The sequence below is a fragment of the Enterococcus avium genome, from assembly GCF_002891025.1.
Lineage (GTDB): Bacteria > Bacillota > Bacilli > Lactobacillales > Enterococcaceae > Enterococcus_A > Enterococcus_A avium.
On the sequence record NZ_NBSL01000002.1, the window covers coordinates 147316 to 159842 of the forward strand.

A 12527-nucleotide genomic window follows, 5' to 3' on the forward strand; every position below is an offset into this window, starting at 1 on the left:
ATTGAACAATTCTCAGTTAGTAGCCTCTATCACAGATTATGTAGAGGCACATCTTCAAGAAAGAATGACGCTTGATGAACTAGCGAAGCAGCTTCATTATTCCAAATATTATTTGCTGCATGAGTTCAAGGAGACGACTCATCAATCTCTTTATAACTATATCAAGCGCCGTCGATTGAATGAGGCAGCAAAGGCCTTACTTTATTCGGATCAGAGAATCCTTGAAATAGCGCTGCAATTAGGGTATCAAAGTCAGCAGGCCTTTAGCAAGGCATTTGAAGAGCTTTTCAAGCTTACACCATACCGATTTCGTTTACAGAAAAAAGAATTCTTGATTGAGGAACCCTTTAGCGCAATTGATTATCTGCTTTGGGTTGAAAATCAGGATATTCGTATTCGACAGGGAAAATGGAAGGAGCATGAAATGATTCTTGCGTTTGTTCAATTGATGCGAGGTGCTCTTCCTTATTTAGAGAAAGAGGCGTATCTTCATTCACTGCGCTTATTTATTAATGAAGGAAATTGTTATCTGGCTTGGGCAAAAGGACGAATTGTGGGATTGCTGCTATTTGACCCAAAGGTACAAAAAATCGAGAACCTTACAGCATTACCGGCATGTTGGAAGTTAGAGCCGGAGAAAAAACTTATTACGAGTGTAATTCGTGATAAAAGACCGCGGCTGCTTTACACGACGACCTTTAGAGAGTCCGACAAATTAGATATTGGTCATCGACAGCGATTGTTGAATCTTGGATTTCTTCCTAGTCAAAAAATTGTCGAGGTCAATTATCCAACGGAAAAAATGATCCTGACTGTGACTTAAGAATTTTAGAAAATGGGAACAAAATCGCTTGATCGAATCAGCTTGCAGCAATTTTGGCGTTTGCTTTTCTTTTCAACTGTCCATTAGTTAATTGAATTCCTATAGACAAATACAACTCCACTTATTTTTTTTCAGATATTTGCTTATTATCGTGGTAGATTTTGGTAAAACGGAAGACGGCTAATTTTAGCTGTTTTCTGCTTTTTTATTCTTTCTTGTATATGCTGAAAAAAATTTTGAAATCAAATATTGAACAAAGGGATTTAATTATTAAATTTATTTCTTTCGTAATTTTATTCTGCTAGAAAAAGTAACAATATTTTAACAAGAGAAAATTTTGTTATTGTTTTTTTAACAATGCGAAAATAAAATAATTACGAATTTTATACGATGGAACTGCCGTTGATTCAATGGTTTTTGTGTGGTATCTTTGAAAAAGAGTCACTATATGTATATTTTTCGAGTTATTTTACGACTGTTTTTCACCTATTCGTCTGTGTGTTAAATAACTAGATTTATTAAATACGTTTTGCAAGTGGCTTAAGAACGGGGTTAAGTTGAAATAAGTCTCTTATAAAAAAGAGAGAAAGGGAGAAAAAATGAAAAGAAAACAATTAACAGGTGTAGCACTTGCGGGATTAATAGTACCTGCTCTGCTTGCTGCACCAACGGCACTTGCGACAGAAGAAGTTCAAACAGCAGTTAGCGAAATGGGGAAACCTGCGAAGAAAGTAAGTAATACTCAATCAAGCAATACTTCACCTGCAAAAGAAAACACAGCGACTTCTAACCAACAGAGTAAAAAACGAAATACAACTAAGAACAGCAAAAATACAACGGAGCAGTTGACTACTGAAAGCAGTACTGTGAAGCCAGTCGGAAAAATAAGTACAGAGACGACTACGGATAGTCAGATAAAAAATGAAACAAATTCATCAGCGGTAGAAACAGAAAAGGTAGAAGTGAAGCCGTTAGACGTTAATCCATTCCCACCTAATAAACCAACGGATACACATCCTGCGATAAATATTTTACCGACTCAAAGTATTCGCAAAGGTAGCAGCTTTGATCCAAAGCAAGGTGTCAGTGCGAGCGACAAGACCGATGGGGATTTGACTTCGAAGATTACAGTTACTGGAACAGTGGATACTGATACAGTTGGTGAGTATCTTTTGACGTATTCCGTGACGAACTCACAAGGAAATACGACGACTCAAAGCGCTATTATCCAGGTTGTTGAGGATAATATCGGTATGTATGAAATCGAGATCGCAGATTTTAGTTTGCCAAAAGGCAGCGACTATATTCAAGCGATTCGTGAGCGGATCGTGATTAGAAAACCTGATGGAAAAGAAGTGCCAACAGCAGATGCGAATATTGTAGTAGTCGCCCATCACTCAACAGATGCACCTGGCAAGCTTGCAGTCGAGATTGCGGTGGTTTCTGAATACAATACAGTGACAAAAAAAATCGTAAATATTACCATTCTTGATACGAATGAAACAATCAGATTAGACGTTCAAAAGACATTGCGCCTTGAAATCGGTCAGGCCTTTGATCCCTACAATTTTGCTCAGGCTTATGCGCTAAACGCGTCTGGCAAAGAAGACAAACTTACCAAAGCAAGTGCAGCAGGCGGTGTCGGTGTGTGGGCAGAATCAACTGTCGATACAACAAAAGCGGGCAATTATAAAGTGACCTATACAGCATTAGCAGCATCAGGTGCGACGATTACGAAAACAATGGGTGTTACAGTAAAAGAAAAAGCTGAAAAACGTACACCGAAAATCTTAGTTGAAGACAAAGTGATGTATGTGGGCGATAAATTAGATGAAAAGATGATTATGGCTTGGGCCAAAACAGAGAATCCAGCAGATACGATTGATGGATTCAAGGTAACGAATGGTGAGATTAAAGTAAAAGTTGCAGATAATACGTTAGTTGAAGCTGGCGAGCACACTATTGAGTTTTATGCTTCTACACCAGAAGGTGAAACGAGTACTAAGTCAATCACTTTGACTGTAAAAAATCGTTCGACAGAAGAACCGACTAAAACAAACGATGAAACCAAAAATGTAGCAGGTACAGGAAATAATGTGACAAATAATAAGACTGTTCCTACACGTATGAGCACTCAAACTAACAAACAATTACCGAAAACCGGTGAGGAATCCAGCAGCTTATGGGTTGCTATGATCGGTGGCATCATGGTACTTCTAGCATTTGTGCTTAAACGAGCAAGAAAAGTAAATTAATATGAGGAAGCTTCCTTCATTATTTTTGAAGGAGGCTTTTTGTGTCTATCGTTATTTTTGATTTCTGCGTCCGTGTTTGATGATCCATTCCTGTGCTTTTGTAGTAGGTGTTTTTTGCCATTCGCTAATGAGAAAGTCAGCTTTTTCCGGAGCATCTTTATAGAGATCATTGAGATTATTCCCGACACTTTTTTGTACAAACTTTTCCGGATCATCCTTCAAATTTGTAAGAATTTCAGCATAATGTTCAAATTCATCTAAAGCGACATAGATTTTTTCCGACCAAGGTAGACGAATTCGCACTCCTTCACAAGCTAAGCGACGCACGTGAACATTCGGATCTTTGCTCCAGTCAATCAATTCCTTCATCACTTCCTGCGGATGCTCCTTTAACAAAGGACGGATCGCATATTCACCAGTAAACCGTTTAGTCAATTTTTTCAAAAAGGTCAGAGAAGCTTTCCAATCTTCATTTCCATGTCGTTCCACGTAACGACCGATCGGCCAAAGCCACCAACCAAAGCTAAACATCCCCGTTGATTGCTCTAACTCCGGTCCGAGAATCTGGTAGAAGGCTTGGAGATTTTCTCGATAGTCTGATCCAAGATTTGTCTCTAAGGCATCGACAATAAAATCAAATCTTGCAAACAATTCTTTATCCTCCAGTTTGCCGATTAGAGAATTGGAAAAAGTCTCCTTATTAAAATCAGGCACTGCTTGTGTCAATTTTTCAGATAGATCTAAAATATATTGATCGTTGTAATGATCTTTATGCTTCAAATGTATTCGCCTCCAATTTTATCTTTGATTCGATGATACCATAAAGTCAATATCTTCCAAGCACTGCTTCGGCAGACTTGTTACAATAGGAAAAAGAAAGGGGGCGAGGCGTTGAATCAGAAAATTATTTGTTATGACGAGGATCTAGGGATTGAAGCTTATTCCTTCACTGGTGTATCGCAAAATTTTCCCAATCATTTCCACGATTACTATGTAGTGGGGTTAATTGAAGAAGGTTTTCGAAAGATGGTAGTGAATAATCAAGCCTATACACTTGAACCGGGCGATTTATTGACCTTTAATCCCTATGACAATCATAGTTGCGAAGGAATCGATGATAGCCGACTCACTTACCATTGTATCAATCTAAAAAAAGAAATTTTTCAGCCCTTTACAGGAACGGAGCTGCCAAAATTTCTTTCGCCAATGCAGAGTCAGACAGCGTTGGCTGAAGATTTCAATCGTTTACATCAGCTAATCATGAATGAAGGTGACAAGTCGGAGAAGGAGACATTATTCATTTTATTGATTGAGGAGCTCTTGCAAAACTACGCACAAGACAAACAAAATCAAATGCTGCCGGCACCAAAACCAATTGCTGTCATCTGTGAGTATCTAGAAGCTCATTACGATCAGAAAGTCACGTTGGATCAGCTTTGCAAATTGGTTCATCTCAATAAGCATTCATTGGTTCGGCAGTTTACGCGAGAAAAGGGCATTACACCCTATCGTTATCTTGAAACTTATCGGATCGTAAAAGCAAAGGAATTATTGGAGCAAGGCTGCAGCTTGATCGAGACTGCAAATCGGACTGGCTTTTATGATCAGAGCCACTTTACCAATTATTTTAGTCGATTCATCGGCTTGACCCCTAATCAATATCGCAACATTTTTGCGAAAGGAAATGAGGAAGAAGATGCCAGCAAATGAGTTAAAATGTGTCATGGTTGTAGATGAAGCAATGCCTCAGGGAATTATTGCGAACAGTACGGCCGTTATGGGTGTAACAATTGGAAAATTATTTCCTGAAGTCGTTGGTCAAGATGTCGTTGATCAGACCGGCTATCGTCACCAAGGAATCATCGAATTTCCCATCCCGATCTTAAAAGGCAATCGTGATTTTTTACGAGATATGCGGGAACGGTTGTATGAACCAAATTTTGAACAGCTGACAGTCGTTGATTTCTTTGACGTGGCCCAAGGCTGTAAAACTTATAGTGAATATATCGAGAAAATGACTCACGTTCCAGAATCTGCCATTGATTATTTTGGTCTAACTCTTTTTGGCAATAAGAAACAGGTTAATAAGCTGACCGGAAGCTTACCACTGCTGCGATAAAAAAGGATTCTCAAACCAAATCATTTACTTATTTTCATGTTTTTTTCAGTAAAAGGTGGTATCTTAGAAAAGATAAATATTCAAAAACTGAGGAGACAGGTAAATGAGTATTGCAATTTTATCGAAGATTCTTTCGATTATTGTATTGAATTTAGTATTGAGCGGTGATAATGCGGTGGTGATTGCACTTGCAACCCGAAAACTGCCAGCTTCATCACAGAATAAGGCAATTGTAATTGGGGCTGCTGGTGCTGTTGTTTTGCGAATTTTGTTGATGCTGATCGCAGTCGAGCTATTAACGGTGCCTTATGTGAAGATCATTGGAGCTATCTTGTTGTTTTATATTGCCTATGATTTGCTGAAAACAAATGGGGAAGAGACTGAAGTCAAAAGCGAGACGACACTTTTATCCGCGATTCGTACGATCATTATTGCGGATCTAGTGATGAGTCTGGATAATTTTTTGGCGATTGCTGGTGTCGCTGATGGTCATTTTATGTTAGCCGTTTTAGGTTTGATTATTAGTATTCCGATTGTTATTTTCGGCAGTCAGGTTATTTTGAAACTGATGGATCGTTTCCCATGGTTAATCTGGCTTGGTGCTTTATTGATCGCGTATACGGCAGGCACTATGCTGGTGGAGGATCATTTCATTCATCACTTGTTTCGAGGACTAAGCAACGGACATATCGTATCGTTAGCTTCGTGTGTATTGTTGGCGGGAATGTACTTCCTATTTAATCGAAAGAAGTCCTAAGAGTATTTGTGAGGCTGTCGCAAAAATGCGGCAGCTTTTTCTTGACCAATAAAGAAAGTATAAAATTTCACATGGATAAATCGCTTTTTAGCAGGTATATCCATGTCCGGCTTCACGAACTAGCTTTTCTACGCAAGCTACGCATACTGTTACTGCTAAACTCCGTTAAGCAGAACTAGCATTTCGGCAATAAGCAAAAATATTTCGAAATTTGAGAAGCACCAAGTAGGTGCCAATCAACATCAGTTCTCTTCGATCACTGTGTTTCTTGGCAATTTAGAAATATTTTGGTCTTATTGCTGAGACACACAGCGACTGCTTGCAGAGCTGATGTGGAACAGTACCTACCTGGTGCTCAAAAGCTGAGCAAGTTCGCGAAGCCTTTCTTGTGAGTTGTCGATTAAACCAACTTTTAAGTTAAAAATCAGGGATTTGATTCCAATAGTTCCAATTTGAAAAACAACTGGCTAGAATTCTCAGGTATACTAGAGGAAACGCTATCAAAAAAGGAGATGGATATGAATATTGCAATCTGTGATGATGATCGCTTGATGAGCGGTCAAATTGAAAAATTAGTCGAACAAGTCTTCCATGGCGAAACCAGTAAATACAACACGGAAGTCTTTTTTTCTGGGGATCGTTTGTTGGATTTTTTGGAGCAGTCTCCTAATTATTTCCATATGTATTTATTGGATATCGAAATGGAGGGGGCTGATGGCTTAGAAACAGCTGCGAGAATTCGCGAAGCAGATTCTGATGCGGTGATTATCTTCATGACCAGTCACGCGGAATTGATGTCAGAGGCTTTTGAAGTTTTGGCTTTTCAATTTATCATTAAGCCTTTTGATCATGAGAAGACATCGAGCATTTTATCCGCAGCGGTACGTTATTTGCAAAAACGTAAGGGTGTTTTTCAATTCGTGTCGCAAAAGAAAATCTATACCTTCTTCTTGAATCAAATTCATTACATTGAAAGCTCCGGACGAAAAATTTTTTTGCATACAATCGATGGGGCGAACTACGAATACTATGGAACCTTGAAGGATGCGCGGGAACAAGTAAAGGGAATTCTTTTTGCCCAGATACATAATTCGATCATTATCAACTTGGAGAGCTTGAGTACAGTGGAGAGTAATTTCGTCTATTTAAAAGAAGGCGAAAAATTACCCATCAGTAAAAAATTTCACGCTTCCTTTCATGAGCAATTTCAGCAATTTATTTTATCCCGTTAAAGGATGCGATCCAACTTATCAAAAGGAAAACTTTTCAGAGAAAATAAGGAGGACTGTGGATGGCTTTTTTAGAAAATTTTATTCCGGTCACAATTTTAACATCCCTGAGCTTAAGTTTATTGTTTTCGAGTTTTTTTCCAACAAAGCCGCAAATTCCGAAAAGAAGTCTTTTTCTTGTGATTTACTTGACCTGCGTCCCATACTATTTTATTAATAATCTAGCGAATGAGTCTGGAACAGGGAGTTTACGACCTATTTTAACCACCTTAAGCACTTTGCTATTATTACTTTGTGTGCAGGCCTTTTTTAATGGTAAAGCTTATCAAAGAGGATTGGTTGCTGTCTTATTTATTGTTTTTTCGATTATCAGTGAAGGAATTCTGCTGATTCTGGCCCGACTGATTTTACCCGTTGATAATTTACTAGATTTCGTAAGCTCTGGTGGAATAGGAAATCGCATAGCTATGCTGATTAATTTTCTAATGGTCTTTTCTTTCTGGTCAGCTAGAAAGAAACGTGACATTTCGATCCAACGAAATTTTTCAATTCTGCAATTATTGATCGCATCCATATGCAGTCTTTCGATCGGAATATTGATCATTAGCGTGACGGGAACCGAACAGTTTGTCACGAGGGATATTATTTTGATAATCAGCTTCGTTTTATTATTGATTCTATTTTATTTAAGCTTTGAAATGTCGGACAACCTATCAAAAAAGAATCAGGAATTTCAACTACAAAAACAGCGGCATGAATTGCTGGAGGACTACTATCAGCAGGTAGAAAAACATCAGCAAGAAGTCCGAAAAATCAAACACGATTTGAAGAATCAGCTGTATTCGATTGTTGGTTATTTAGATGCCAATAAGGAAGATGATGCAAATCAACAGATCAACCAGTTAATCAACCAGCTAGATTCAAATGAATTGCCCTCATTTACGCAACATACTGGATTGAATGCTCTGTTGCGTTTACATTTCCGAACAATGAAGGAGACAGGAATTACTTGCGAGTTTGAGATCAAGTGTCCAGAAACAATGACGTTTTCCGATTCCGATCTCTCATCGTTAATTGGAAATATTTTGGACAATGCTCGAGAAGCATGTGAGCATAGCAGTACGCGAAAATATGTACAGCTAAAACTTGTTTATTTTAATCACTCTCTAGTGGGCTCCTGTGAGAACAGTACGGATAGTAAGGTTACAACGCTGACCACCCGCAAAAAAGACAAGAGCAGCCATGGCTTTGGCCTAAAATCAATCCGCCAAATCGTCGAGAAGTATCATGGCAAGCTTAATTATGCAATCGACGACTATTCCTTCAAGCTAACCTTTAACTTATTTGAGCAAACATGACGAGAAACCCTAGCAAACATGACACATTACTAAAATTCACCTCCTGAGATGATAAATTATAAATGTAGCAAAGAGAAACACAACCAATACACATAACTGGAGGAATGGAAAATGGATTACAGGATCTTAGAATTAGAAGGCTTCAAATTAGCAGGCGTGAAAATGAGTTCAACAAATGAAAATCAGCAGGGGATGAAAGATTGTGAGACTTTCTGGAATCAATTTATTTCTGGTAATAGGCAAGAAACGGTAGCACCTTTAATTAATCGTGAACCGTTTGGGGTGATCGGAGCAAGTTTTTATAATGTTGATCCAGAGGATAGTAAAAAATTTGATTACTATATTGCCGCGGCAACCACAGCAGCAACACCTGATGGTATGGAGGAAGTAGAAGTTCCGGCAAATACGTGGGCAGTTTTCCCATGTACGGGAAAAACATCCGGGACGACTCAGATCGAAATCGTGACGAAATGGGGTCCTGAATCTGAAGAGTACGAGCTGTTGAACAGCGGATACATGACTGGAGAAATGACTTCTGGCGGACCTGATTTGGAAGTCTATACTCAAGGTGAAGAGATGGAGATATGGGTGCCAGTGAAAAGAAAATAGTATAAATTGAGTCCAGCATCTCGATGATGTTGGATTTTTGTGAATTATAAAGGACTGTTTCAAAATAGGGAAATACTACGTTCAAGTCTTTTTTCTTTCCCTATGAGTATCCGACCAGAAATGAGAACGATTCTCTTTTGGAAGTATTGCGGGAGAAAATTCCCTTCGTTATACTAAGGAGGTAATTGTAAATGCTTACACAAACTTTTGGGATGTTGCTAGAAAGACATCTATCAAAAATTTAAAGGTACATAGTTGGAGGTGGGAAAAATGGTTAGGCGATGACTTTGAGTAACACAAAACTTAGAGGTTCTAAGCGCGTTAACTGAATATTTTTCCTCCTCGGATCAAGTGAAGTAAAAAACTATCCAGGAGCAGGCCTTTTTTTGGTGTGCTCTTTTCTTTCGGGGGAAAATGGCGAGTACAACTGCGTACTTTACTGTGTTTGTGATATCGAACATAGGCAAAAACTAAAAATGAGAAGGATGCCCATCCTACTTCGCGTGTTTAACGCGACTAGCGGAAGGGTGTACGTCTCGAGAATCAAAAGAATGACCTCCAAATAAGAAAGGAACGGATAAAATGGAATTAAAAACAAGTTTACCAGAGATTTTTGATGATTTTGGCGAAGCGAGAAGACAGGGCTTTTTAGCGGTTAAGGATATCAAAGAACAGGGAAAACCCGTTGTAGGTGTGTATTGTACCTTTATGCCAGAGGAATTAGTCTTAGCCGGTGGGGCGATTCAGATTAGTTTGTGTTCAACGTCAGATGAAACGATTCCCGATGCAGAAGAAGACTTGCCACGAAATCTTTGCCCGCTAATTAAATCGAGTTATGGCTTTGGTAAAACAGATAAATGTCCCTATTTCTATTTTTCTGATTTAGTGGTTGGCGAGACTACTTGTGATGGCAAGAAGAAAATGTATGAATATATGGAAGAATTCAAGGATACCTATTTGATGCAATTGCCGCATATGCGCGATACTGAAGAGAGCAAAAAATTATGGTACAGCGAACTCGTGCGTTTCAAAGAGAAGCTAGAGGATTTCTTAGGTGTTGAGATCACTGATGAAAAAATTCGTGAGGCGATTGTGCTGAAGAACCGCGAACGTCAGGTAAAACAAAACTTTTATCGGTTAGGCCAGCTGAATCCGCCAGCAATCACAGGTCAAGAGATTTTCCAAGTGATGTATGGTTCACAATACAAATTTGACAAAGAAGAAGTTATTCAAATGCTGGAGGAAACGACAGTAAAAGTCAAAGAAGAATACAAAGCGGGCAAACGTTTAGAAGAGAAGCCAAGAATCTTGGTAACAGGTTCTCCGATGGGCGGAGTGACGGAAAAGGTGATTCGTGCGATTGAAGAAAATGGCGGTTTGGTGGTTGCTTATGAAAACTGTACCGTGGCAAAAGCCGTAGAACGTTTAGTTGATGAGAATGAATCTGATGTGTACCAGGCTTTAACGGATAAATACATCAATATCGGCTGTGCCTGCATGTCTAATAACCAGCCGCGTAAAGAATTATTGAGCCAAATGATTGACGATTATCAAGTAGATGGCGTAATCGACATGGTATTGCAAAATTGTATTCCGTTTTCAGTGGAATCATTAAAAATCAAACGCTTCCTAAATGAAGAAAAGAATATTCCTTATATGTATTTAGAGACGGATTATTCGACTTCAGATATCGAACAGATCAACACTCGCGTCACCGCGTTTATCGAAATGTTAGAGGAAGAGGCTGTATGTACACAATAGGATTAGATTCAGGATCCACCACAACAAAAGGTGTGCTTTTTTCCAACGAGGAATTAATCGATAAGTATTTGATTCCCACCGCTGGAAATCCTAAAGGAGCGATGACGGATGTTGTTGATTACTTCAAACGTAGTTATGTTTTAAATGATCTAAAACTTGTGACAACCGGTTATGGTCGTAAGCTGCTGCCTGCGGATCTAGTAGTTACGGAAATTACTTGCCACGGAAAAGGAGCAGACTATTTGTCTCCAGGAGTTAAGCAAGTTATTGATATTGGCGGACAGGACTGCAAGACCATTCAGCTAAACGGTAAAGGCAATGTCGTCGAGTTCAGTATGAACGATCGTTGTGCTGCGGGAACAGGACGCTTTGTTGAAGTCATGATGCGAACCTTAGGTGAAGATATTTCTGATTTGGACCAGTTTGTTCAAGATGCAAAGCCAGTTACTATCAACAGTATGTGTACGGTTTTTGCAGAGTCAGAAGTTATTAGTCTGATTTCCAAAGGTGAGGCACGTGAAGATATTGCACTAGGTGTTTTGCATTCTATTGCTCAACGAATCAGCAGTCAATATTCAAAATTAAGACCTGTACGAGGCGAAGAGGTCCTTTTCACAGGCGGCTTATCCAAAAGCGTGATCTTTGGAAAAGTCTTGGAACAATACGTATCAGCGCCAGTCAAACGAGACAATCTGTCGCAATATGCTGGAGCTATTGGGGCAGCACAGATTGGACTAAAGAAATTAAGATAAGCAAACAAGCAAAAAGGATACGGCTGAGGTGGTATCCTTTTTGCTTGTTGTCTTATACGTCAACGAAACGTAGCTAGTTCTTTTTTGCAAGTTGTCTAAATGCAATACTGAGTGCTGGCAGATAGAGAAAGAACAGGGATAATCGTTGCCAAAATCCGCGAGTAGAAGAAAGCCATCGTCCAATCACTGGCAGATAATAAGCAGCGAACAATAGTAAGGCTAAGATCGAACCGATTAGACAAACAGAATAAAAAAGCGAAAGAACTTTTTGCTGTTTCAGAGCTGCCTGACAAGCTAATAATAGCGGAACAAACATCATCGCTACCATCGAGATCCCGGAAAATGCCGCATGCAGAAAATAAGCAGGACTAAAGAAACTTGCGGATTCGCTGATATGAACCAAACCAGTTAGTATACAATCGCCAAAGCCATAGAGAGCAATCGCTCCGGCTATAATTTGTGCGAACCGTTTTGATTCTGACTGAAAGAAATTATAAATACCGAAACTTGCTAAGACAAACAAGGTACCTGTAACAACTGAACCATTATTAAAATAATTTTGTACAGGACTAGTCGGTTCGCCTAGTTGACTAATGATCATCGTCATTTGATTAAAATCAGAATAAAAGCGTCCCAAGTAGTAAGGTAATGAAAAGTCACCAATAACTGCACAAATCAGAAATAGTGGTGAAAGTTTTTTCAAAATAGTCATCGGCTGCTCCTACGAAAAGTTTTCTATATAATACTGTACTTTTGTCAAAAGTTCGAGAAATAAGAAAAATACAGACTTTTTTCACTTTCTTTTCGTAACTAAAAAAATAATTTAGAATTGACTAGCCAGTCATTGACTCTATAGTCAAAAAG

12 protein-coding genes are annotated in these 12527 nt (G+C 38.9%); 10 read left to right on the top strand and 2 right to left on the bottom strand.

Features of this window, described 5'->3' with window-relative positions:
- Position 1 precedes the first annotated feature (1 nt).
- Positions 2 to 823 (top strand): helix-turn-helix domain-containing protein, encoded by an 822-nt coding sequence (locus tag AUF14_RS00845; RefSeq protein WP_016180992.1) that lies wholly within the window; start codon positions 2 to 4, stop codon positions 821 to 823.
- 599 nt (positions 824 to 1422) lie between these two features.
- Entirely contained in the window at positions 1423 to 3078 is a 1656-nt protein-coding gene (locus AUF14_RS00850; RefSeq protein ID WP_016180991.1) for an LPXTG cell wall anchor domain-containing protein, read from the top strand.
- Positions 3079 to 3129: 51 nt separating this feature from the next.
- On the opposite strand, the gene AUF14_RS00855 is transcribed toward AUF14_RS00850, so the two are convergent.
- Entirely contained in the window at positions 3130 to 3858 is a 729-nt protein-coding gene (locus AUF14_RS00855; RefSeq protein ID WP_016180990.1) for a DNA alkylation repair protein, read from the bottom strand.
- Positions 3859 to 3969: 111 nt separating this feature from the next.
- Between AUF14_RS00855 and AUF14_RS00860 the strand changes: the two genes are divergently transcribed.
- The 8 genes from AUF14_RS00860 (at position 3970) to AUF14_RS00895 (ending at position 11663) form a co-directional block, all read left to right on the top strand.
- Complete coding sequence (locus AUF14_RS00860) at positions 3970 to 4788, top strand: AraC family transcriptional regulator (RefSeq protein WP_016180989.1); 819 nt, start codon at positions 3970 to 3972, stop codon at positions 4786 to 4788.
- On the top strand, positions 4775 to 5197 hold the full coding sequence (locus AUF14_RS00865; protein ID WP_016180988.1) for a DUF2000 domain-containing protein: 423 nt from the start codon (positions 4775 to 4777) through the stop codon (positions 5195 to 5197). Before AUF14_RS00860 ends, AUF14_RS00865 begins: the two co-directional genes overlap by 14 nt.
- A gap of 103 nt (positions 5198 to 5300) precedes the next feature.
- Complete coding sequence (locus AUF14_RS00870; RefSeq protein WP_016180987.1) at positions 5301 to 5954, top strand: TerC family protein; 654 nt, start codon at positions 5301 to 5303, stop codon at positions 5952 to 5954.
- A gap of 518 nt (positions 5955 to 6472) precedes the next feature.
- Positions 6473 to 7186, top strand: a complete 714-nt coding sequence (locus AUF14_RS00875) for a LytR/AlgR family response regulator transcription factor (RefSeq protein WP_016180986.1) — start codon at positions 6473 to 6475, stop codon at positions 7184 to 7186.
- Between the two features lie 59 nt (positions 7187 to 7245).
- Complete coding sequence (locus AUF14_RS00880) at positions 7246 to 8541, top strand: sensor histidine kinase (protein WP_016180985.1); 1296 nt, start codon at positions 7246 to 7248, stop codon at positions 8539 to 8541.
- Positions 8542 to 8652: 111 nt separating this feature from the next.
- A complete protein-coding gene (locus tag AUF14_RS00885) occupies positions 8653 to 9150 on the top strand; it encodes a GyrI-like domain-containing protein (protein WP_016180984.1) in 498 nt (165 codons plus the stop codon).
- 582 nt (positions 9151 to 9732) lie between these two features.
- Positions 9733 to 10911, top strand: a complete 1179-nt coding sequence (locus AUF14_RS00890; RefSeq protein WP_016180983.1) for a double-cubane-cluster-containing anaerobic reductase — start codon at positions 9733 to 9735, stop codon at positions 10909 to 10911.
- On the top strand, positions 10899 to 11663 hold the full coding sequence (locus AUF14_RS00895; RefSeq protein WP_016180982.1) for an acyl-CoA dehydratase activase: 765 nt from the start codon (positions 10899 to 10901) through the stop codon (positions 11661 to 11663). The genes AUF14_RS00890 and AUF14_RS00895 overlap by 13 nt, the downstream gene beginning before the upstream one ends.
- Before the next feature lie 73 nt (positions 11664 to 11736).
- Here the strand turns inward: AUF14_RS00895 and AUF14_RS00900 are convergent, their stop codons facing one another.
- Entirely contained in the window at positions 11737 to 12375 is a 639-nt protein-coding gene (locus AUF14_RS00900) for a DUF998 domain-containing protein (protein WP_016180981.1), read from the bottom strand.
- Positions 12376 to 12527 lie beyond the last annotated feature (152 nt).